This is a genomic window from Kitasatospora sp. NPDC059408, assembly GCF_042751525.1.
Lineage (GTDB): Bacteria > Actinomycetota > Actinomycetes > Streptomycetales > Streptomycetaceae > Kitasatospora.
The window spans coordinates 64,066-85,042 of the sequence record NZ_JBHYWI010000009.1; the positions used below are offsets into that span (position 1 = coordinate 64,066).

19 protein-coding genes and 2 pseudogenes are annotated in these 20,977 nt (G+C 74.6%); 10 read left to right on the forward strand and 11 right to left on the reverse strand.

Features of this window, described 5'->3' with window-relative positions:
* Positions 1 to 192: 192 nt before the first annotated feature.
* Genes ACFXDE_RS08945 through ACFXDE_RS08955 form a run of 3 tightly spaced genes read left to right on the forward strand, consistent with a single transcriptional unit; the run spans position 193 to position 3,214 of the window.
* The gene (locus ACFXDE_RS08945) at positions 193 to 588 is read left to right on the forward strand and encodes a hypothetical protein (protein WP_380437056.1); all 396 of its coding nucleotides are present in this window, start codon (positions 193 to 195) and stop codon (positions 586 to 588) included.
* The gene (locus tag ACFXDE_RS08950) at positions 585 to 2,375 is read left to right on the forward strand and encodes a GMC family oxidoreductase (RefSeq protein WP_380492310.1); all 1,791 of its coding nucleotides are present in this window, start codon (positions 585 to 587) and stop codon (positions 2,373 to 2,375) included. Before ACFXDE_RS08945 ends, ACFXDE_RS08950 begins: the two co-directional genes overlap by 4 nt.
* Positions 2,372 to 3,214, forward strand: coding sequence for a hypothetical protein (locus tag ACFXDE_RS08955; protein WP_380437052.1), 843 nt, complete (start codon positions 2,372 to 2,374; stop codon positions 3,212 to 3,214). Before ACFXDE_RS08950 ends, ACFXDE_RS08955 begins: the two co-directional genes overlap by 4 nt.
* Here ACFXDE_RS08955 and ACFXDE_RS08960 read toward each other — a convergent pair.
* Positions 3,202 to 3,780: pseudogene (locus tag ACFXDE_RS08960) on the reverse strand (oxidoreductase); the annotation flags it as partial. The gene ACFXDE_RS08955 and the pseudogene ACFXDE_RS08960 overlap by 13 nt on opposite strands.
* A 2-nt stretch (positions 3,781 to 3,782) precedes the next feature.
* Between ACFXDE_RS08960 and ACFXDE_RS08965 the strand changes: the two are divergent.
* A pseudogene (locus ACFXDE_RS08965) lies at positions 3,783 to 4,430 on the forward strand (LysR family substrate-binding domain-containing protein); the annotation flags it as partial.
* A gap of 52 nt (positions 4,431 to 4,482) precedes the next feature.
* On the opposite strand, the gene ACFXDE_RS08970 reads toward ACFXDE_RS08965, so the two are convergent.
* From ACFXDE_RS08970 to ACFXDE_RS08990, 5 genes are all read right to left on the reverse strand, one after another.
* A complete protein-coding gene (locus ACFXDE_RS08970) occupies positions 4,483 to 5,499 on the reverse strand; it encodes a bile acid:sodium symporter family protein (protein ID WP_380492313.1) in 1,017 nt (338 codons plus the stop codon).
* Complete coding sequence (locus ACFXDE_RS08975; RefSeq protein ID WP_380492315.1) at positions 5,496 to 5,837, reverse strand: hypothetical protein; 342 nt, start codon at positions 5,835 to 5,837, stop codon at positions 5,496 to 5,498. The genes ACFXDE_RS08970 and ACFXDE_RS08975 overlap by 4 nt, the downstream gene beginning before the upstream one ends.
* A complete protein-coding gene (locus ACFXDE_RS08980) occupies positions 5,834 to 6,718 on the reverse strand; it encodes an oxaloacetate decarboxylase (RefSeq protein ID WP_380492317.1) in 885 nt (294 codons plus the stop codon). Before ACFXDE_RS08980 ends, ACFXDE_RS08975 begins: the two co-directional genes overlap by 4 nt.
* A 253-nt stretch (positions 6,719 to 6,971) precedes the next feature.
* Positions 6,972 to 7,841 carry a class I SAM-dependent methyltransferase gene (locus ACFXDE_RS08985; RefSeq protein WP_380492319.1) on the reverse strand — a complete coding sequence of 290 codons (870 nt, stop codon included), beginning with the start codon at positions 7,839 to 7,841 and terminating at the stop codon, positions 6,972 to 6,974.
* Positions 7,842 to 8,065: 224 nt separating this feature from the next.
* Positions 8,066 to 8,722: a PadR family transcriptional regulator gene (locus ACFXDE_RS08990; protein WP_380492321.1), complete on the reverse strand. Its 657-nt coding sequence runs from the start codon at positions 8,720 to 8,722 to the stop codon at positions 8,066 to 8,068.
* 99 nt (positions 8,723 to 8,821) lie between these two features.
* Here ACFXDE_RS08990 and ACFXDE_RS08995 point away from each other — a divergent pair, with 99 nt between their 5' ends.
* Entirely contained in the window at positions 8,822 to 10,264 is a 1,443-nt protein-coding gene (locus tag ACFXDE_RS08995; protein WP_380492324.1) for an MATE family efflux transporter, read from the forward strand.
* Between the two features lie 30 nt (positions 10,265 to 10,294).
* Here ACFXDE_RS08995 and ACFXDE_RS09000 read toward each other — a convergent pair whose 3' ends face one another.
* From ACFXDE_RS09000 to ACFXDE_RS09015, 4 genes are all read right to left on the reverse strand, one after another.
* On the reverse strand, positions 10,295 to 11,254 hold the full coding sequence (locus tag ACFXDE_RS09000) for an MASE1 domain-containing protein (protein WP_380492326.1): 960 nt from the start codon (positions 11,252 to 11,254) through the stop codon (positions 10,295 to 10,297).
* Positions 11,255 to 11,379: 125 nt separating this feature from the next.
* Positions 11,380 to 12,195, reverse strand: coding sequence for a PP2C family protein-serine/threonine phosphatase (locus ACFXDE_RS09005; protein ID WP_380436986.1), 816 nt, complete (start codon positions 12,193 to 12,195; stop codon positions 11,380 to 11,382).
* Positions 12,196 to 12,343: 148 nt separating this feature from the next.
* Positions 12,344 to 13,705, reverse strand: coding sequence for an MFS transporter (locus ACFXDE_RS09010; protein ID WP_380492328.1), 1,362 nt, complete (start codon positions 13,703 to 13,705; stop codon positions 12,344 to 12,346).
* The gene (locus ACFXDE_RS09015) at positions 13,702 to 14,292 is read right to left on the reverse strand and encodes a TetR/AcrR family transcriptional regulator (RefSeq protein WP_380492330.1); all 591 of its coding nucleotides are present in this window, start codon (positions 14,290 to 14,292) and stop codon (positions 13,702 to 13,704) included. The genes ACFXDE_RS09010 and ACFXDE_RS09015 overlap by 4 nt, the downstream gene beginning before the upstream one ends.
* A 74-nt stretch (positions 14,293 to 14,366) precedes the next feature.
* Here ACFXDE_RS09015 and ACFXDE_RS09020 point away from each other — a divergent pair, with 74 nt between their 5' ends.
* Positions 14,367 to 14,513, forward strand: coding sequence for a hypothetical protein (locus tag ACFXDE_RS09020; RefSeq protein ID WP_380492337.1), 147 nt, complete (start codon positions 14,367 to 14,369; stop codon positions 14,511 to 14,513).
* Positions 14,514 to 14,571: 58 nt separating this feature from the next.
* Here ACFXDE_RS09020 and ACFXDE_RS09025 read toward each other — a convergent pair whose 3' ends face one another.
* Positions 14,572 to 14,748: an antitoxin gene (locus ACFXDE_RS09025; RefSeq protein ID WP_380436978.1), complete on the reverse strand. Its 177-nt coding sequence runs from the start codon at positions 14,746 to 14,748 to the stop codon at positions 14,572 to 14,574.
* A gap of 175 nt (positions 14,749 to 14,923) precedes the next feature.
* Here ACFXDE_RS09025 and ACFXDE_RS09030 point away from each other — a divergent pair, with 175 nt between their 5' ends.
* The 4 genes from ACFXDE_RS09030 (at position 14,924) to ACFXDE_RS09045 (ending at position 20,912) form a co-directional block, all read left to right on the forward strand.
* Entirely contained in the window at positions 14,924 to 16,486 is a 1,563-nt protein-coding gene (locus ACFXDE_RS09030) for a M28 family peptidase (RefSeq protein ID WP_380492446.1), read from the forward strand.
* A gap of 119 nt (positions 16,487 to 16,605) precedes the next feature.
* On the forward strand, positions 16,606 to 17,784 hold the full coding sequence (locus tag ACFXDE_RS09035; RefSeq protein ID WP_380492340.1) for an alkene reductase: 1,179 nt from the start codon (positions 16,606 to 16,608) through the stop codon (positions 17,782 to 17,784).
* A 228-nt stretch (positions 17,785 to 18,012) separates the two neighbouring features.
* Positions 18,013 to 19,419, forward strand: coding sequence for a dihydrolipoyl dehydrogenase (gene lpdA, locus ACFXDE_RS09040; protein WP_380492342.1), 1,407 nt, complete (start codon positions 18,013 to 18,015; stop codon positions 19,417 to 19,419).
* A gap of 326 nt (positions 19,420 to 19,745) precedes the next feature.
* Positions 19,746 to 20,912 carry an alanine--tRNA ligase-related protein gene (locus ACFXDE_RS09045; protein WP_380492344.1) on the forward strand — a complete coding sequence of 389 codons (1,167 nt, stop codon included), beginning with the start codon at positions 19,746 to 19,748 and terminating at the stop codon, positions 20,910 to 20,912.
* Positions 20,913 to 20,977: the final 65 nt, after the last annotated feature.

Below are 20,977 nucleotides of genomic sequence, written 5' to 3' on the forward strand. Positions count from 1 at the left end.
GCGGCCGCATGGCCTACCCGGTCGCATCGTGGCCACGAGTCACGCTCGATCAGGCCACCGGCGATCAAGTTCGGCCAGTTTCAGACTGTTTCGGATATCGACGATTCGGTGGCGGGCGCAGGCGGGATGATCGCGGGCGGGTTCGGGTGTCATGGCCTGGCCACCTGCCGGTGACTGCATGGGGGTGCCCGCTTGAGCGTGGACAACGACTTCGACGACCTTGACGGGACCGAGGGCCGCCTCGACGACCTCGACGACCTCGACGACTTCGAGGAACTGGACGAGCTCGCCGACTTCGACGAGTTCCTCCGCGTCTGCGCCGGGCTGACCGGCTTCGACGAGCCGGAGCTGCGGGCCACCGGGATGGCGCACGAGCACCACCGGACCGTGCTGGCGCACCGGGTGCGGGACGAGCACGCGCTCGTCCACCTCTGGTACGTCGGGGCCTGGCCGGGGGAGTCGCCCGGGTCCGCGCGGGCCCACGACGGGGCGCTGGTGTGGCGGACGTTCCACGCCGACCCGCCCGGCGCCGCCGCACCGGGCCACGGGAGTTGGGGCGACACGCCCCGGGGAGGCGAGGAACTGTGAGCACGCGCTGGGACGCGGTCGTCGTGGGGGCGGGCATCGCCGGCTCGCTGGTCGCCCAGCGGCTGGGGGCGCAGGGCTGGCGCGTGCTGGTGCTCGAAGCCGGCCGCACCGTCCCCGGCGCGGCCGAGACCGCCGCCGCCCACCGTGCCGCCGGCGGCGGCCCGCCCACCTCGGCGTACCCGCACAACCCCGACGCGCCCTCACCCGACGTCGGCGACCTCGCCGGGCCCGGCGGCCACCTCGTCCAGCACGGCCCCCTGCCCTACGCCAGCGGCTACCTGCGCGCCAACGGCGGCACCGGGCTGCTCTGGACGGGCCTCACCCCGCGCATGCACCCCGAGGACTTCCGCACCGCCGACCTCGGGCACGGCCGCAACTGGCCGATCGGCTACGACGACCTGGAGCCCCACTACCGCGACGCCGAACGCGAACTCGGCGTCGCGGCCGACGCGGACGACCAGCGCACCGCCGTCGGACTGCCCCTCCCCGACGGCTACGAGTTCCCGATGCGCGCCATCCCGCCCTCCTACCTCGACCGCCGGCTCGCCCGCGACCTCGACGGCCGCACCGTCCGCGACCCGGCCGTGCCCGTGCCCGCCCGCCTCGCCGTCACCGCGACCCCGCACGCCCGCAACGGCCGGCCGACCCGGCCCGGCGACGCCACCGGACCGCTCTGCGTCGGCAGCGCCAGCTGCGTCCCGGCCTGCCCGACCGGTGCCAAGTACACGCCGCGGCGCACCCAGGCCCGCTGGTCCGCGAGCGTCGAGCTGCGCACCGGGGCCGTCGTCAGCCGCGTCCTCGCCGACCCGGCGACCGGCCGCGCCACCGGCGTGGAGTACCTGACGCACGGCGGCGAGGCGCACCGCGTGGACGCCGGCCTCGTCGTCCTCGCCGCGCACGCGATCGAGAACGCCCGGCTGCTGCTCCTGTCCGGTCTCGCCAACCGCAGCGACCAGGTCGGGCGCAACCTCATGGACCACCCCGCCCTACTCACCTGGGGCCTGATGCCGGGCCCGGTCGGGCCCTACCGGGGGCCGGGCTCCACCAGCGGGTTCGAGGCCTTCCGCTTCGGCGCCGGACGGGAGCGGCGGGCGCCGTTCCGCATCGAGATCGGCAACTGGGGCTGGTCCTGGGCCGGGGGAGACCCGCAGTCCGAGGCCCGGGCCGCGCTGGCGGCGGGACTGCGCGGCAAGGAGCTGCGCGAACGCCTCGGCGACCGCCTGGGCCGGCAGTTCTCGCTCCAGTTCGAGCTGGAGCAGCCCGCCGACCCGGCCAACCGCGTCACCCTCGACCCCGACCGGCGCGACCCGCTCGGCCTGCCGCGCCCGGCGATCCGCTACGACCTCACCGCGTACGTCCGCGACGGCATGGCCTCCGCCCGGGCCGTGTCCGACCAGCTGTTCGCGCTGCTCGGCGCCGAGGACCACACCGCCTACCCGGCCGGACCGGGCTGGCCGGGCCGGGTCGAGCACGGGGGAGTCGCGTACGGGTACCGGGGAGCGGGCCACGCCGGCGGCACCCACGTCATGGGCGACGCACCCGGCACGTCCGTCGTCGACCAGTGGCAGCGCAGCTGGGACCACCCCAACCTGTACGCCGTCGGCTGCGGCTCGATGCCCTCCCTCGGGACCTCCAACCCGACGCTCAGCATGGCCGCGCTCGCGCTGCGCAGTGCCGAGCGGATGCACCTCGACCTGCTGGACCTGCGCCGCCCGCTCGCGGTGGGCGCCGAACGCGCCGGACCGTCCTCCCCCCTCCTCCCCGCATCGAACCCGGAGACGCCATGACCGGCCTTCCGCTCCCGCCCGTGCCGGAGCCGTACTACCTCCCCTTCCACTACGGCGCCCTGCACAACATCGGCGTCGATTACCTGGTCGGGCCCGAGCGGGCGCGCGAGCTGCTGCGCAAGCGCCACCCCGGGCTCGTGCCCGCGCTGTTCGACGGGCGGGCCTGCGTGTCGCTCAACTACCAGCTGTACTTCGCGCAGTACCCGGGCGGCGGCGGGATCACCCAGGAGGTGGAGATCAACCTCGTCGCCCACCCGGAGTTCGCCGAGGAGCGCCTGCCCGAGCTGAACTACGGGCAGTACGCCCGGGGTTACGACCAGACCAAGCTGCTCGGCATCGCCCGGCTGCACGTGCTGTGCGACAACCCGCTCGCCATCGACGCCGGGCGCCTCCTCTACGCCGAGCCCAAGCGGGCGGGCTGGTTCGAGACGTTGATGCCCTCCCTCAACGCGCCCTCCGTGAACGAGCGTTGGTCCGTCTCCTGCCGCCGGGCCACCGTCGACGACGGCGGGCTCCAGCGTCACGAGGAGGAATTGCTGTCGCTGGAGGCGGACTTGGCCGGCCTCGCGTCCGAGCCGGTCAACAACACGCCGATCACCGGCTACGGCACCGACGACGAGGGGCGGCTGCTCGCCGGGCCGCTCAACGTCTACCAGCCGTACCGCTTCTTCGCCCTGGACGACCGCTCGGCCGACCGCGTCCGCCTCGACGTCGGCAACCCGGCCGAGGAGCCCGCCCGCGACCTCGCCCACCTCGTCGCCGACGCGCCGGCGGCGGGCGTGTGGACCTACCAGTCCGCACCGGTCGCCGCCCACAACCGGCCGTACTACATCCGCTGACCCGCCCCTGCGAGGTCGTCGGCGAGCAGCTGCTCCGAAAGGTCCCACAGCCGCCGGGCGTTGTCCGCGTCGAGGGCGTAGCGGGCGACGCCCTGCAGCGGGGCGCCGCGGCGGTCCAGGACCTCGGCCTCGTTGCAGTCGGCGAAGTAGCGGCCGCCGACGCCCTCCAGGAGGGGTGAGACGGCGAGCAGGACGGAGGTGGCGGCGCCCTGCTCGACCGTCTTCACGAGCTCGGGCGGGACGGAGCCGCTGCCGCGGCCCTCGGTGTGGCGCCGGAGGTTGGTGAAGATCGCGCCGGGCATGACGGCGTTGGCCGTGATGTTGTCGCCCGCCCAGCGGCGGTCGGCCTCCACGGAGAAGAGGACGTTCGCGGTCTTCGACTGGCCGTAGGCGAGCCAGGGGTCGTACGGACGGAAGGCGAAGTGGACGTCGTCCCACACCACCGGGGACAGCTGGTGCCCGCTGGAGCTGACGGTGACGACGCGCGCGGCGCCGTCGGCGGCGAGTGCGCCGTGCAGGCCGGTGGTGAGGGCGTAGTGGCCGAGGTGGTTGGTGGCGAACTGCCACCGGCACCGTGCGGCTCGGGTGGGTCGCCACCGCCGGGACGACGCTGGTGCCGCAGGCGCTGGCCGCCCTGCGGCGCGGCGACCCGGGGGTGCACGTCGTCAGTCGTGAGGGCGGCACCCCGGCACTGGTCCGGGCGCTGTGGGCGGGCAGCATCGACCTCGCGCTGCTGTCGTCGGCGCCGCCGTTCCGCGCGCCGGACGCGGAGTCGCCGGCGCTGGTGGTGCAGACGCTCACGGAACGCCCGCTCTGCTTGGCCGTGCCGGCGAACCACCCGCTGGCGCGCGGTGCGTACGTCGACGCGGCCGACCTGCGCGGGCAGCGGTGGATCGCCGGATCGGCCTCCGGTGCGGACCGGCTCATGGGGGTGTGGCCGGGCCTGGACGAACGACCGGAGATCGTGCACACCGCCCGCGACTGGCTGGCGAAGCTGCACCTCGTGGCCGCGGGCTGCGGCCTGACCACCGTGTCCCCCGCGATGGCCGCCGCCGCGCCGCCGGGGGTGCGCGTCCTGCCCGTTCGCGGCGGGCCGCAGGAACTGCGGCGCCTCCTGCTGGCCCGCCTCCCCGGCCGCCCGAGCGAGCCCCTCGTTCGCCTGGCCGCCGCCCTGCGGTCGGCCGCACTGGGCACCGGCGCCGTCCCGGAGCCGTGAGCGCGGGCAGGCCCGGCCACCGGAGCGGTACCACGCGGTGCCGCCCCGGCGCTCAGCCCCGCGCCGCCGACGTGGTCGGCTCCGGGGCACGGGGTGCCGGTGCCCGCTCCGGGGCGCGGGACCACCGGCCCGCCAGGATCGTGCCGACCACCAACTGGAGCTGGTGGTAGAGCATCAGCGGCAGCACCATCAGCCCGGCCTCGGAGCCGAACAGCACCGTGGCCATCGGGAGGCCGTTGGCCAGGCTCTTCTGCGAGCCGCACAGCACGGCCGCGACGACGGCCGGGCGGCCGAGCCCCAGGGCGCGGGCGCCGAGCCGGGCGGCGGCCAGCGAGGCGGCGAGCAGGGCGAGCAGCACCGCGGCCAGGCCGAGCAGGGCGCCGGGCGTGGCGAGGTGCCAGATGCCCTGGGCCGTCGCCGCGCTGAAGGCCGTGTAGACGACGAGCAGGATCGAGCCGCGGTCGACCGGCGCCAGCACCCGTTTGTGCCGCCCGAGGAACCCGCCGATCCGCGGCCGCAGCACCTGCCCGAGCACGAAGGGCGCGAGCAACTGGGCCGCGATGCGCAGCAGTCCTTCGGCCGAGAGCTCGGCGTGCGAGCCCAGTAGCCAGGCGGCGAGCAGCGGTGTCAGCACCAACCCGGCCAGGCTGGAGTACGTGCCCGCGCAGATCGCCGCCGGGACGTCGCCCCGCGCCGCGCCGGTCAGCGCGACCGAGGACTGAACCGTCGACGGCACCAGGCACAGGAACAGCACGCCGGTGCGCAGTTGGTCGGTGAGCGGGACGGGCGTCAGCACGGCCGTGGCCAGCCCGAGCAGCGGGAACAGGACGAAGGTGCAGGCGAGCACCAGCCCGTGCAGCCGCACGTGGCGCAGCCCGGCCAGGGTCTCGCGGGTGGACAGCCGCGCGCCGTACAGGAAGAAGAGCAGCGCCACCGCGACGTCACAGGCCACCGCGGCCGAGCGGGCCGCGGTGCCCGTCGCCGGGAACAGGGCGGCGAGCCCGACGGTGCCGGCCAGCGCCGCCATGTAGGGATCCACGCCGCGCCGCCGCAGCCACTGCGGGCTCATCCATCACCTTCCTTCGTTCCGGGCCCCACCAGCGCGCCCACTCCGTCGACCACCGACCCGCCTCCCAGTGCCCCGCCGACCACCGACCCGCCGACCACCGACCCGGCACCGTCGTGGTCGCTGCCGGCCGAGCCGCCGCCCTGCTGGACGTTGGCCGTGCGGTCGACCTCCACCCAGGAGTCGGCGTGCGAGTTGTCGATGACGGTGATCAGCCCGCCCGCCGCCGCGGGCGGCGCACCGCCCGCGAGCAGCGCGCACGCCCCGGCGAGTCCGGCGGCGCCGGCCCGCCACCGGGCGGATGCCCGATGGCGGACCGGACCGGGTGACCCCGACGTCACGCCGTGACCTCCACGAGCCCCCGGGCGCGGGCGATGTTCCGCTCCAGCAGCTCGGTGGACTCCTGCACGCCCACCGGCCGGCTGTTCGCCGGGGCGGCCGGGAGCCGCCCGTCGTCGACCTTCAGCCCCGCGAGCGCCTCGTCCATCGCCCGGTGCGCGGCGAAGAGGCACGGCGTGCTGTAGATCGCGACGTCCACCCCGAGGTCGCCGAGCTCCGACAGCGACAGCCGGGGCGACTTGCCGCCCGCGATCTGGTTGAACAGCAGCGGCTTGTCGCCGACCACGCGGCGGATCCGCCGGATCCAGTCCTCGCTGCGCACCCCGTCGACGAGGACGACGTCGGCGTCCGTCTCGGCCAGGGCGCGGGCGCGGCGCAGGATGTCCTGCTCCTCCGTGGCGTCGGTGCGGGCGACGACCACGAGGTCGGTGCGGTTCTCCAGGACGAGGTTCAGCTTCTCCAGGTACTCGTCGAGCGGCAGGACGAGCTTGCCGTCCGCGTGGCCGCAGCGGCGCGGGCGCTTCTGGTCCTCCAGGATCACGCCGGAGGCGCCGGTGCGTTCGAGCCGGCGCACGACGTGGCAGGCGACCTCGGGATCGACGTAGCCGTCGTCGATGTCGACCAGGAGGTGGTGCTGCGGGAAGGCGCCGCGCAGCCGTTCGACGAAGGAGAGCATGTCCGGCCAGGCGATGAAGCCGATGTCGGGCAGGCCGTAGTAGGAGGCGGCGAACCCGAATCCGGAGACGAACATTCCGTCGTAGTGTTCGGCCGCGATCGACGCCGAGTACATGTCGTACACCCCGATGAGCGGCGTGGTGCCCGTCCGCGCGATGTCCTCGCGCAGGCGCTGACCGTATCCAGCCGCCGTGATTCCGTGGAACAAGGCCTTCTCCTTACTCACGATTCACTCACGATTCACCCAAGATTTTGCCTGGACTTGGCTACCCCTAGACCAAATCGAGGCGCCCTCACTATGTGCTCTTTAACGTTCCTTGGGCAAACCTTTTAAGGTGATTCACTCGTGTGGGTGATGCAGAATCAGCCAATACGAAAATATGACCACGTAAGGTGGCGCACGCGAACGGGGCCGGACGCCGCTGCGTCCGGCCCCGTGGGGGCGCTTTCCCGTCCGGCCGTCAGACGGCGCGCACCGGCTGGACGGCGCGGCGCTCGCGCAGCGTCCGGAGCACGCGCCGGGTCGCGCGGGTGGCGACCGGGGGCAGGAGGTCCAGGGCGAGCCGGCGCGGCGTGGAGCGCTGGACCGGCGCCTTGACCTGGTAGTTGAGCCGCAGGACGCGCGACCCGCCGATGGTGTCCTCGTCCACCGTGTAGCCCTCGGCCCGCCAGTCACGGCCGAGCAGGACCTCTCGCGCGGCCGCCGCGTCGCCCCACGTCCCGTAGAACTTCATCGGGGTCAGCAGCACCGGCCGGAGCCCGCCCGTGAACACCGCCTCCCAGACCGCCGCGGAGACGCCGGGGGTGTGCTCGGAGCGGTAGTCGTCGAGGGCGACGAGGCCGTCGGCGGCGAGCGCCGCGCGGGCGACGGCGATGTCCCCGGCGACGTGCTCGTACAGGTGCGAGGCGTCGACGTGGACGAACCGGCAGCTGTCCGCCGGGATCCGGCCGTCGGCCAGCGCGGACGTGGGGGCCTGGACGATCTCCGGCAGGGCGTCGTGGAAGGCGAGGTAGTTGGCCTCGAACGCGCTGCGGGTGAGGGTCCTGCGGTAGGACATCGCCATCTCGGCGGCGTTGTCGGCGTCGCCCGCGTCGGAGTCGAACAGGTCGCAGACGGTGAGCCGTTCGCCGGGCCGGAGGTGGTCGCCGAGCAGGACGGCGCTGCGGCCGAGGTAGCTGCCGAGTTCGAGGATGTCGCCGGCGACCCCGGCCGCGCTCTGGGTGGCGAGCAGGTGCCCGAAGGCCGCCCGGTCGAGACTGAAGAACCAGCCGGGGATGTCGTCCCGCCGCAGCGGGGCGGATTGGACGGCAGCGGTCTCGCACGTGGTCACGGCGGCCTCCAGGGGAGCGGGCGGGGCCCGGTGGCGGGTTCACGCCGCACCGGTGCCCCGCGGGCCCGTCGGACGTGAGGCGGATCATCATAGCGACGGGTGGGCCCGGAGGGACCAGGTGTCGATCGGGGTAATTCCGCTTCCCCACCCTGCCGTTCGGTCCCGTTCGGTCCGGTTTCGGTGCTGTTTCTGTGCTGTTCGGCAGGGGAGCGGGGCAGCCCGGCCTACGCCCCCGAAGCTCCTGTGTCCCCCGAAGCCCCTGTGTCCCCCGATGTCCCCGAGCCCCCCGCGTCCCCGGCTCCGGCGGCTCCCGCCCCCGTCAGCTGCGCGATCGTCTCCGCGAGCCACGCCCGCTCCGCCGCCCCGGAGGCCCGGGCGACCAGCAGCATGCCCCGGCGGAACGGGTTCGGCTCGCGCTCGGCGGTGACCGGCCGGCCCTGCCCGTCGTAGAAGAAGCTGCTCGGCGCCTCCAGGAAGTCGAGCCTGTGGCGCAGCACGGCGGCCTGGCGGGCCGGGTCGGCCAGGTGGTGGAGGAAGGCGGCCAGGGCGAAGAAACGGATCTGGTCGGTGATCTCCGCCTGCTCCGGGTCGCCGAGCCGGCGCCGGAGTTCGGCCCGGCCGGCGGCGGTCAGCTCCAGCGTCTGGCGGGGGACGGCGCCGCTGCCCGGCTCGGTCCTGCGGTGCAGCAGGCCGGCCTTCTCCAGCCGGGTGATGGCGGGGTAGAGCGCGCCGTCGCTGACCGGCCGGACGTGTCCGGTGAGGCCGGTGATCCGGGACTTGAGCTCGTAGCCGTGCAGCGGCTGGTCGTAGAGGAACCCCAGGATCGCGAGCGTCAGCACGATGAAGCCCTTTCGTCGGAGTGCGCCCGGTGCGCGCGCCACTTTACCTCTTGTCGATGTGCCTCGATCCGATGTATCTCTATTCGAGGCAGACGGGGGGCGGCTCAAGGGAGCGGCCGTGGCGCTGCCGGGAGAGGGAACATGCGCACACACCTGGCACGACTGGCCGCACTGGCCGGACCGGTCTACGCCGAACTCCTGTCCGGCGTCGTGGCCTCCGTCATCGGCGCCTACTGGGTGGCCGGGCTCGGCGGCGCGGCCGTCGCCGCCGTCACCCTCGCGGGCACCGTCGAGAACCTGCTGCTCGGTCTCGTCCTCGTGGTCGCCTCCGGTACGAGCCTGCGGCTCTCGCGCGCCCTCGGGGCCGGGGACGCCGCCGGGGCCGCCCGCACCACGCGCGCGGCGTGGCGGCTCTGCGCGCTGGTGACCGTCGCGCTCGCCGTACCCGGCTTCCTGCTGCGCGAGCACCTCGCGGCAGGGTTCCTCGACGGCCCCGCGGCCGGGCTCGCCGCGGGCTACTTCGCCGTCGTGTTCCCGGCGTTCGGGCTGTTCTCCGGCCAGCGCGTCGCCGACGAACTGTTCAAGGGCGCCGGCGACACCCGGACCCCGATGCGGATCGCGCTGCTCTCCAACGCGCTGCTCCTCGCGCTCGACCCGCTGCTCGTCCTCGGCGCCGGACCCGTCCCGGGCCTCGGCGTGACGGGTGCCGCGCTCGCGCTCACCGCCTCCCGGGCGGTCGCGTTCGTCCTCACACTGCGGCTGCTGGCCAAGCGCCGGACGGGCGGGCCCGCCGGAGGAGCCGGCCCGGAGCTCGGCCCGGAGCTGCGGCGGATCGTCCGCGCCGGGGCACCGTTCGGCCTCGACTTCACCGCCCGGATGGCCGTCGGGACAGCCCAACTCGCGCTCGTCGCGGGCTTCGGCGTCGCCGCCGTGGCCGGGTACGGCGTCGGCTACCGCGTGCTGCTCGTCGTCACCATGGCGTTCTACGCGCTGCGCCAGGCCGCCGCGATCGGGGCCGCCCGTCTCGCCGGGGCCGGGGAGGAGGCCGAGCTCCGTCGATTCGCCCGCGCCACCGGCTGGTTCGCCGCCCTCCTGGGAGCGGTCGCAGCCGTGCTGTGCGCGGCGCTCGGCGGACCGGTGACCGGCCTGTTCACCGACGACCCGGCGGTGGCCGGGCAGTCCGCCGGCTTCCTGCACCTGGCGGCGCCCTACCTGCTGCCGTACGCCTTCGTCGTCGCGGTCGGCGGCGTGCACCAGGCCGTGGGCGCGGGGCGGGCGCTGGTCGTCTCCGTCACGGCCGGTCTCGGCGCCCAACTCGGTTCCGCCACCGTGCTGTCGGGCCCGCTCGGCGTGAACGGCGTGTGGGCCGGGCTCACCGTGGGTGCGGTCGTCCAGCTCGCGCTCCTGGTGGCGCTCACCCGGCCCAAGCCGGCCGGGCCGCCCGTCGGGTCGCCCGTCGAGCAGGTCGCCGAGCAGGTTGCCGACCAGTCCGACGATCAGCCCATCGAGCAGGACGTCGAGCAGGTCGTCGAGCAGCCCGTCGATGCTCGGCGGCCGTCCCGTCCCGTCGCCACCGGCAGCTGAACGGCCCGCCCACGCTCCGGGCGGGCGCGGCTACCGGCCGCCGTCGTCGGGGGGCAGCCACTGGCTGGTGTCCGCCTCGCCCGGGGCCAGCCGGTTCACCACCTCGGCGAGTTCGACGCAGGCCTGCTCGATGCGGCGGTAGGTGTTGCGCTGCTCGGCGATGATCGCGGACAGCAGCAGGCCCGTCAGCGCCGCGCACGCGTTGAGGGCCTGGAGCACCACCATGTCGGCGACGAGTCCGTGGCGGGCGAACGGTCCGCTGCGGTCGGTGGCCGCGACGATCGCGAGCACCGAGATCAGGAGCACGCAGGGCGCCGCGCCGATCAGCCGGAAGCGCAGGGCCGCCCAGATCAGGAAGGGGAAGACCAGGAAGAGCAGGTTCACCGTGGTCGAGGTGGCGATCAGGGTGGCGGCGGCGGTCCCGGCCAGCAGCAGGACCGGCTCCACCCAGTCGAACGGGCCCGGATCGACGGGCGGCCGGGCGGTGCGCAGCGCCAGCAGCAGCGGGGTGACCACCAGGACGCCCATCGCGTCGCCGGTCCACCAGGCCGACCAGGTGGACCAGAATCCGTCCGCCGGCAGCGAGCCGTTCAGGACCAGCACGGTGGTGCCGATGGTGGAGCTGACCAGCATGCCGGCGAACGCGCCGAGGAAGACGAGGGCCACCCCGTCGCGGAGCCGGTCCAGCTCGATCCGGAAGCCGACCCGGCGCAGCATGAGGTACGCGGCGACCGGCGCGAGCGTGTTGCCGGCGACGATGCCGAGCGAGCTCCAGTGCGCCGGCCCGATGGTGACGACCACCAGGTAGGCGCCCAGCGCGACGGCCGGCCAGATGCCGAGCCCGAGGAGCAGCAGGCAGGTCAGCGCGATCCCGGTCGGCGGCCACAGCGGGGTGACCTTGGCCCCGGCGATCACCACCTGGCGCAGCAGGCCGAGCCGGCCGGCGGCGAGGTAGACGGCGGTGACCGCGAGCAGTCGTATGGCGGTCACCGCCAGGTCACGGGGGGAACGGGGGCGGAACGGCGTAGTCAGCGGCACGGCAGCATCTCACTACGCCCGGTCGGCGATGCGGGGTGTGACACGCGTGGCCTGCCCCGGGGCCCGGCCGGGAGCCGCTAGCGGTCGTGGCGCAGGACCAGCACGGCGGCGTCGTCGGCGTGTCCGGTGAGGTCGGCCACCCGGAGCACGGCGGCGGCCAGTTCGTCCGGGTCGGCCCCGACCCGCTCCCGCAGGACGGCCGCGACCTCGTCCAGCCCGGCCTCGATGGGGAACGCGGGGCCCTCGACCACGCCGTCGGTGACCAGCGCCATGACCCCGCTCCCGGTGAGCCTGTGGTGCGTCACGGGGTACGTCGCGCCGGGCAGGACGCCCAGCGGGGGCCCGCCCTCGTCGGCGCAGTGGCCCCAGCGGCCGTCGCGGTTGGCCCACACGGGCGGGACGTGGCCGGCGCGGGCGTGCGACAGGTCCCCGGTGACCGGGTCGTAGCGCAGGAAGCTGCAGGTGGCGAAGCGGCGGCTGTCCAGGGATATCAGCAGGTCGTTGGCCCGGGCGAGGACCTCGCCGGGGTCGGCGGCGGTGGCCGCCACCGCGCGCAGGCCGACCCGGACCTGGCCCATGAGCGCCGCCGCCTCCACGTCGTGGCCCTGGACGTCGCCGAGCGAGAAGGCCAGGGAGCCGTCGGGCAGGGGGAAACCGTCGTACCAGTCGCCGCCGACGCTCAGGCCGTGCCGGGCCGGCGCGTACCGGGCCGCGGCCCGCAGCTCCGGCCGCTGCGGCAGGGCGGCCGGCAGCAGCTCCCGCTGGAGCGCCTCGGCCAGCTCCACCTGGGCCCGCTGGAGCTCGGCGTGCGCCAGGGCGCGCGCCGTGAGTCCTTCGAGCTGGGTCAGCAGGGCGTCGGCGCTCGGATGGCTGGCGGGGCGGCGTCGGCTCATCGGCCCTCCGGCCGTCGGGGCGGTGGTGGTCAGGGCCAGCCTATGTCGGCCGAACGGGTGAGGGCCGGTCGAGCGCGGTGCCCCGGGCGAGCGCTCGGCGCGGCCCGGGCAGGCGCGCGGGCGGTTCGACGGGGCTCGTCGAGGCCGCTCAGCGCCCCTCCGGCACGACCGCGCCCCGTTCTGCGCCGGGGATGCGGGTGGCCAGCAGCGCGCCGCCCGTGGCGACGGCGGCCAGGGCGAGGCCCGCGGGGCCGAGCGCCGTGCCGACGGCGGCGGGTCCGGCGACGGTGGCCGCCAGCGCCACCCCGAGGGCGGGGCCGACGTTCATGGCGGTCTGCTGGAGGCCGCCCGCGACCCCGGCCCGGGAGGCGGCCGTGCCGCGCACGACGATGGCCGTGGCGGTGGCCATCACCGCGCCGAACCCGGCGCCGAGCAGGAGGAAGCCGGCCCCCGTCCCGACCGGCCCGGACGACCGGTCGAGCCGGGAGATCAGCAGTACGCCCAGGGCGACCAGCAGCATGCCCGACACGACGGTCTCCCTGGCACCGTGACGGTTCGCCAGCCAGGTGGAGGCGGGCGCCGCGAGCACTATCGTCACGGCGAGCGGAAGCGCCCGCAGTGCACTCTGCAACGGGTCGAGGGCGAGGACGTCCTGCAGGAAGTAGGTGGCGAGGAAGAGCGTCCCGGAGAGCGCCGCCGACGCCGCGAGCAGGGCGCCCAGCACGGGCGTCACCCCGGCGGAGCGCAGTACGGCCGGGGGCAGCAGCGGACGGGCGGTGCGCCGCTCGTGCCGGGCGAACGCGAGGCCGAGGACGGTGGCGGCGGCCAGGCCGAGCGTGCTGCCCCGGGAGGGCAGGCCGACCAGGGACTGGACGAGGCAGCCGAGAGTGAGCGCGAGCAGCGCCGCGCCCGGCAGGTCGAGCCCGCCGGTGTCCCCGCCGCGCACGGGCCCCGGCATCGGGACGGCGAGGGCGAGCAGTCCGGCGGCAGCGGCGGGCAGGAGGGTGAGGAAGAAGACCGCCCGCCAGCCGAGGTGTGCGGTGAACGCGCCGCCGAGGAGCGGTCCGACGGCGGCCGCGAGCCCGATCGCGCTGGTGCGCAGGGCGATCGGCCCGGCGAGCCGCTCGCCGGGGAAGACCGCGCGCAGCATGCCGAGGGTCGCGGGTTGCAGCAGGGCCCCCGCGACGCCCTGCGCGACCCTGAGGGCGATCACCCAGCCGATGCCCGGCGCCAGGGCGATCCCGGCCGAGGCGGCGGCGAAGCCCGCCACTCCGGCGCCGAACACGCGCCGGTGCCCGTACCGGTCGCCCAGGCGGCCCGCGAAGACCAGCAGGGCGGCGACGGCGACGAGGTAGCCGGTGCTGGTCCACTGGACGGCCGCGGCGGTGGTGTGGAGGTCGCGCTGGAGGCTGGGCTGGACGACGGACAGCACGGTGCCGTCCAGGGCCACGACGACGGCGCCGGTGATGCTCGCGGCGAGCGTGAGCCGCTCGCGCCGGGCGGCGCTCACCGCTGCGCCGGGGCGCCGAGGTGGGCGTCGACGATCGCCGTCAGGAGCGGCTCCACGTCGTCGTCGCCGGTGAGCAGCCGCAGGCTGCCCCAGGCGCGCAGCTGGGCGAGGCCGTGCAGGTTCGCGAGCAGGGCGACGGCCGTGGTGCCGCTGTCGCGCTCGGGGCAGGCCTCGCCGACCAGGCGGGCGAAGGTGCGGAAGAGCGGCAGCGAGGTCGAGCGGAGGTCGGCCCCGCTGCCCTCCAGCAGGTCGTGGCGGAACATCAGCTCGAACATGCCGGGGTTGGCGGCGGCGAAGCGCAGGTGGGCGCGGGCGAGCCCGGTGAGCCGGTCGCGGGGCGGGAGGCCGTCGGTGGCGGCGAGGGTGTCGGCCGCGGCGAGGGTGTCGGTGAGCTTGCCGAAGCCGTGCCGGGCGATGGCGGCGAGCAGTTCGCGGTGGGTGGGGAAGTAGCGGCGCGGCGCGCCGTGCGAGACGCCGGCCCGGCGGGCGATCTCCCGCAGGCCGAGCGCCTGGACGCCGTCCCGGGCCAGCAGTTCGACTCCGGCGGCCACCAGGCGGGTGCGGAGGTCCTTCTCCTCTTCGGTCATGGACACTGTCTACCAGGGCCGAGTAGACAGTGTCTACTCGCCGTGGCGCAGCACCCGGCGGCACAATCGGCGGCATGGACGAAGGCGGAGAGGCGGCCTGCTGGCTGGACCGGGTCTGCCCGGAGTGCGGACGGCTGCGCGAGCGGCCCGGGGCCGAATCGTGCGAGAACTGCGGCGCGGTGCCGGAGCCCGAGGGAGCCGCCGCCGACGGGCACGACTGAGCCCCGGCGCGGCACGGCGGCCGGACCGGGGCGTCAGCTTCAGGGGACAGCGGCGGGCCTACTGCGGCGGCTGGTCGCGGAACTGTTCCTTGAGCTTGTCCTGGGCGGTGTCCACCTGGCTGCCGTACTTGCCCTCGGTGCGTTCGTCGAAGGCGTCGCCCGCCTTGTCGACGCCCTTCTCGGCCTGGTCCTCGTGGCCCTTGAGCAGGCTCTTGAGCTTATCCATCATGGACATGGTCACACTCCTGGAAGAGAGTCCCCCACCTCTCCAGCATCACCGAGCGGTGACCGGTCCGCATCCCGTCGCGCCGCGGCGCCCTCCCCCCGGACGGACGCGGCGGTCTTGGCAGGCCTGGTGACGGTCATGTCAAATCGGAGTCCACGGACCGTCGGAAGGACTCGCCTTGACGCTGCGCACCCGCCGCCCGCGCACCCGCCGTACGAGAACCCCGCTCGCCCACCCCGTCGGAGCCGCGGTGACGGCGACCGCCCTGGCCGTGCCGCTGCTGCTCGCCGGGGCAGGCACCGCGGGCGCCGACCCGGACCCGGCCCGCCGGGGCGCGCAGCTCGCGGCCCGGCTGGTCGACCGGAGCAGCGCCGACGACGCCCTCGACACGCTCCGGGCCCTCCAGCGGATCGCCGACCGCAACGGCGGCACCAGGGCGGCCGGCTCGCCGGGCCACGAGGAGTCCGCCCGCTACGTCTACGAGCAGGCCCGCCGGGCCGGGCTCAAGGTCTCGCGGCAGGAGTTCTCCTACACGTTCTTCGAGGCGCGCACCCAGCGCCTCGACGTCGTGTCACCACAGGCCGAGCAGGTGCCGGTGATCGCCATGACGTACTCGCCGAGCGGCCCGGAGGCGGGCGTGAAGGGCGAGTTGGCGGTCGTGCCGGTCGGCGCGGCCACCGGCTGCGCGGCCGCCGACTACCCGGAGGGGGAGTTCACCGGCCGGATCGCGCTGATCCGGCGCGGGGGCTGCGGCTTCGCCGTCAAGCAGGCCGCGGCGGCAGCGGCGGGCGCGGCCGGCGCGATCGTCTACAACAGCGCGGACGGCGACCTGAACGGGACGCTCGGCGAGCCGAACGCGGTGCGGATCCCCGTCGGCGGCGTCTCGAAGGCGGCGGGGGAGGCGCTGGCGGCGAAGGCGGCGGCCGGACCGGTCGAAGTGAGCCTCGACATCCGCACGTTCACGGAGCCGCGCACCACGTGGAACGTCCTCGCCGAGACCCGCGGCGGCGATGAGAACAACACCGTCTTCGTCGGCGCCCACCTCGACTCCGTCCCGGCCGGCCCGGGTGTCAACGACAACGGCTCCGGCTCGGCGGGCATCCTGGAGGTCGCCCGCAACCTCGGTGTCCGGCCGGTGCGGAACAAGGTCAGGTTCGCCTGGTGGTCCGCCGAGGAGTTCGGGCTCAAGGGCTCGGAGGCGTACGTCAAGTCGCTGGCGGAGGCGGACCGGAAGAAGATCCGGCTCTACCTCAACTTCGACATGATCGCCTCCCCGAACCACGCCCAGTTCGTCTACGACGGCTCCGGCAGCACCGGCGGCGGCGCCGGTCCCGCGGGCTCGGCGCAGATCCAGCGGCACATCTCCGACTTCCTCGACCGCCGCGGCCTGCCGCACGAGCCGGTGGCCTTCAACGGGCGTTCCGACTACGGCCCGTTCATCGACGCGGGCATCCCGGCGGGCGGCACCGACACCGGCGCCGAGGTCGTCAAGTCGGCGGCGCAGCAGGCCCGTTACGGCGGCACGGCGGGCGTCGCCTTCGATCCCTGCTACCACAAGGCCTGCGACGGCCTGGACAACCTCGACCGGGACGCGTTCGACACGAACATCGCCGTGATCGCCCACGCCGTCGGCACGTTCGCGTGGGACCTCGGCGAACTCGACCGGCCCGCGACCGTGTCGCCCCAGGCGGGCGGCGGCGCCGGGGGCGGCCTCGGCGAGGACCACGCCCACGAGGTGGCGGCCTGACGACCGGGTGGGCCCGCTGCCGTCCTCGGGCGGCGGGCCCACCCGGCCGTCAGCCCGGCCCCCGGCCCCCGGCCACCGCACTTGAAGCTGACACCGGTGTGAGCTTCTACGGTTCCGGCATGACGACGAAGACGACGAGGACGACGAAGACGGCGCACAAGAACGTTACGAACACGGCGAACACGACGGCGACGAACGCGAACACGGCGAACACCCGCACCCCCGGCCTCTTCCAGCCCGCCGACCTCGGCCCGCTGCACCTCCCCAACCGCCTCGTGATGGCTCCGATGACCCGCACCCGGGCCGGCGCCGACGGCGTCCCGCAGCCGATCATGGCCACCTACTACGCCCAGCGCGCCACCGCCGGGCTGATCATCGCCGAGGCCGCCACCCCGAACCGGGTCGGCCGCACCTACGCCGACATCCCGGCGATCCACGCCGACGAGCACGTCACCGGCTGGCGCACGGTGACCGACGCCGTGGCCGCGGCGGGCGGACGGATGTTCCTCCAGCTCCAGCACGGCGGCCGGATCGGCCACCCCGAGAACAGCGGACTGCACCCCGTCGCCCCCTCACCGGTCGCGCTGCCCGAGACGATCCACACCCCGGGCGGCCACCGCGAGTCCGTCGTGCCGCGCGAGCTGACCGTCGCCGAGATCGGCCGGACGGTCGCCGACTTCGCCGCCGCCGCCCGCAGGGCCGTCGAGGCCGGGTTCGCCGGCGTCGAGGTGCACGGCGCCAACGGCTACCTGCTGCACCAGTTCCTCGCCCGGAACACCAATCGCCGCACCGACGGCTACGGCGGCCCGGTGGCGAACCGGATCCGCTTCGTCGTCGAGGTGGTCCGCGCCGTCGCCGCCGAGATCGGCCCGGAGCGCGTCGGCCTGCGGGTGTCGCCCGGCTTCACCGGCCAGGGCATGGCGGAGGGCGACACCGCGGCGATCTACCGCGCCCTGACCGGCGAACTCGCCGGTGACGGCCTCGCCTACCTGCACGTCGTCTTCGCCGACCCCGAGGACGCCGTCTTCCAGGAGCTCCGCAAGGCCTGGCCCGGCACCCTCATCGCCAACCCCGTGCTCGGCTGGGGGCAGCCGCTGCCCGAGGACGGCGGCCTGGCCGCCGCCGGGCGCCTGCTCGCGGCCGGTGCCGACCTGATCTCCTTCGGCCGCGGCTTCCTCGCCAACCCCGACCTGGTCGAGCGCCTGCGCACCGGAGCGCCGCTCAACCCCCTGCGCGACGGCCTGATGTACACGGGAGGCGCCGAGGGGTACACCGACTACCCGGCGCTCGCCGGGTGACCCGCCGGCGGCGGGCCCGGCGTCGAACGCGCGAGGCCGTCCGCCGGCCCACCCCGGTGACCTGCGACATCGATCACGGAGGCGGACACCACTGACAATTGCGCCCCCGGACGGGTACGGTGCCGCGCGGAGCGTGCCCGCCGAGACCCGGTGGGTGCGCCGGGCCCGGTCCTGCCACCATGGGACCGAGATCAGGACCACCGTGACACCCTCGGAGGAGTCAGCACCATGAGCACGCACTACGACGTCGTCGTCCTCGGCGCGGGCCCCGGCGGTTACACCGCCGCCGTCCGCTCCGCCCAGCTGGGCCTGAAGACCGCGATCATCGAGGCCAAGTACTGGGGCGGCGTCTGCCTCAACGTCGGCTGCATCCCCTCCAAGGCCCTGCTGCGCAACGCCGAGCTGGCGCACATCTTCACCAAGGAGGCCAAGACCTTCGGCATCAAGGTCGAGGGCCGGGTGAGCTTCGACTTCGGCGAGGCCTTCCGCCGCAGCCGCGCCGTCGCCGACGGCCGGGTCAAGGGCGTCCACTACCTGATGAAGAAGAACGGCATCACCGAGTACGACGGCTGGGGCACGTTCGTCGACGACCACACCCTCCAGGTCGCGCTCAGCGGCGGCGGCTTCGACGTCGTCACGTTCGACCACTGCATCATCGCGGCCGGTGCCACCACCCGCCTGCTGCCCGGCACCAGCCTGAGCGAGCGCGTGGTCACCTACGAGGAGCAGATCCTCACCGAGCAGCTGCCCGAGAGCATCATCATCGCGGGCGCCGGCGCGATCGGCGTCGAGTTCGCCTACGTGCTGCACAACTACGGCGTGAAGGTCACCATCGTCGAGTTCCTGGACCGCGTGGTGCCGCTGGAGGACGTCGAGGTCTCCACCGAACTCGCCAAGCAGTACCGCAAGCTGGGCATCGAGGTGCTGACCTCGACCCGCGTCGAGTCGATCGACGACAGCGACCCGAACGCCAAGGTGCGCGTCACCGTCACCAAGGACGGGCAGCAGCAGGTGCTGGAGGCCGACAAGGTGCTCCAGGCGATCGGCTTCGCGCCGCGCGTCAACGGCTACGGCCTGGAGAACGCCGGCGTCAAGCTCACCGACCGCGGCGCCATCGCGGTCGACGGCCGCGGCCGCACCAGCGCCGGGCACATCTTCGCGATCGGCGACGTGACCGCCAAGCTGATGCTGGCCCACGCCGCCGAGACGATGGCCGTGATCGCCGCCGAGACCATCGGCGGGGCGGAGACCATGGAGGTCGACTTCGCCATGATCCCGCGCGCCACCTACTGCCAGCCGCAGATCGCCTCCTTCGGCTACACCGAGGCCCAGGCCCGCGAGCTCGGCTACGACGTCAAGGTCGCCAAGTTCCCCTTCACCGCCAACGGCAAGGCGCACGGCCTCGGCCACCCGATCGGCTTCGTCAAGGTGATCTGCGACGACACCCACGGCGAACTGCTCGGCGCCCACCTGATCGGCCCCGAGGTCACCGAGCTGCTCCCCGAGCTGACGCTCGCCCAGCAGTGGGACCTCACCGTCCACGAGGTCGCCCGCAACGTCCACGCGCACCCGACGCTCGGCGAGGCGGTCAAGGAGGCCATCCACGGCCTGGCCGGCCACATGATCAACATGTGACGTCCGCCGCGTGAGGACGGCTCCCGGGGTCCGAAGGCGGCCCCGGGAGCCGTCGTGCGGGTGAGCGGGGCGCGCACGGAAAACGGTTGGCACGTGCTGTGCCCGGGGCGTTAACCTCGGTGGCATGGACGTCATGGACCGAAGCACCACCGCAGCCGCGCGAGCGACCAGCTCGCCGGTTGCCGCCGCCTGACGTACCCCCTCCCCCCGGCGACCGGAAACGGTCCGCCGGTGGTGCCTTCGAGGTGTTCCCTCCTCGGTTCCGACGATCGCGTGGACTCGTTGTCCGGTGCCTCCGCCCGGCCCGCACGCGAAGGAGCCACCCCATGAACACCGACCAGCTCGTCCGTACCTTCATCGAGTACTACGAGGACCGCGGCCACCACCGCATCACCGGCTCGACCCTGCTGCCCCCGCCCGGCGACCCGGTGCTGTTCACCACCTCCGGCATGCACCCCCTCACGCCCCACCTGGAAGGGCGCCCGCACCCGCTCGGCCGGCGCCTGGTCAACGTGCAGCGCTGCCTGCGCACCACGGACCTCGACGAGGTCGGCGACCGCACCCACCTGACCGTCTTCGAGATGCTCGGCACCTGGTCCCTCGGCGACTACGAGGGCCCGCAGAGCCTCGACTGGGGCTACGGGCTGCTCACCGACGGCCTCGGCGTCGACCCCGGCCTGCTCCACGTCACCGTCTTCGGCGGCGACGACCGGGTCGGCCCCGACACCGGCTCGCTGGAGCTCTGGCAGGACCGCGGCGTCCCGGTCGAGCTCACCGTCGAGGACAACTGGTGGTCCAACGGGCCGACCGGGCCCTGCGGCCCCGACTCCGAGATCTTCCTGTGGACCGGCGACACCCCGCCGCGGTCGACGCCCACGCGGGACGACCGCTGGGTGGAGGTGTGGAACCACGTCATGATGCGCCACCGCCGCCTCGACGACGGCTCGCTCGTCCCGCTCCCGCAGCGCAACGTCGACACCGGCCTCGGCCTGGAACGGCTCTCCTCGCTGCTCCAGGGCCGCGGGTCGGTCTTCGAGTGCGACGTCTTCGACCCCTGGCGCCGCCTCCTCCCGACCCTCTGGCACCTCGACGAACCGTCCCTGCGCCTCGTCTGCGACCACCTGCGCTCGGGCATCGTCGTCATCGGCGACGGCGTCCTCCCGTCCAACACCGGCCGCGGCTACGTCCTGCGCCGCCTGGTGCGCCGGGTGCTCACCGTGCTGCGCCGCGACGACCCGCAGCGCGGACTCGGCGACCTGCCGGACGAGTTGATCCGCCACACCCTGGACCGCTTCCGCCAGGACGTGGACCCGGACGTCGTCCGCCGGATCCTCCTCGACGAGGAGCACCGCTTCGGCCGGCTCCTGGACCGCGGCCGCCGGGTGCTGTCCCGCCTCCGCTTCCGCGGCCCGCTCACCGAGGACGACCTCCACTACCTCCACGACACCCACGGCCTGCCCCGCGAGCTCGTCCTGGACCTCCGGCCGCGGTGACCCGGCCGGGACGGTGGATCCCCGTGCCGGGCTGCGGGGATCCACCACCCGGCGCCCGGCGGGTG

Bases quoted from the DNA above. Each gene is read 5' to 3' on its own strand.
- ACFXDE_RS08955 (WP_380437052.1), top strand. From the start codon at position 2,372: ATGACCGGCCTTCCGCTCCCGCCCGTGCCGGAGCCGTACTACCTCCCC.
- ACFXDE_RS08970 (WP_380492313.1), bottom strand. From the start codon at position 5,499: ATGAGCCCGCAGTGGCTGCGGCGGCGCGGCGTGGATCCCTACATGGCG.
- ACFXDE_RS08995 (WP_380492324.1), top strand. From the start codon at position 8,822: ATGCGCACACACCTGGCACGACTGGCCGCACTGGCCGGACCGGTCTAC.
- ACFXDE_RS09005 (WP_380436986.1), bottom strand. From the start codon at position 12,195: ATGAGCCGACGCCGCCCCGCCAGCCATCCGAGCGCCGACGCCCTGCTG.
- ACFXDE_RS09015 (WP_380492330.1), bottom strand. From the start codon at position 14,292: ATGACCGAAGAGGAGAAGGACCTCCGCACCCGCCTGGTGGCCGCCGGA.
- ACFXDE_RS09020 (WP_380492337.1), top strand. From the start codon at position 14,367: ATGGACGAAGGCGGAGAGGCGGCCTGCTGGCTGGACCGGGTCTGCCCG.
- ACFXDE_RS09025 (WP_380436978.1), bottom strand. From the start codon at position 14,748: ATGTCCATGATGGATAAGCTCAAGAGCCTGCTCAAGGGCCACGAGGAC.
- ACFXDE_RS09035 (WP_380492340.1), top strand. From the start codon at position 16,606: ATGACGACGAAGACGACGAGGACGACGAAGACGGCGCACAAGAACGTT.
- lpdA (WP_380492342.1), top strand. From the start codon at position 18,013: ATGAGCACGCACTACGACGTCGTCGTCCTCGGCGCGGGCCCCGGCGGT.
- ACFXDE_RS09045 (WP_380492344.1), top strand. From the start codon at position 19,746: ATGAACACCGACCAGCTCGTCCGTACCTTCATCGAGTACTACGAGGAC.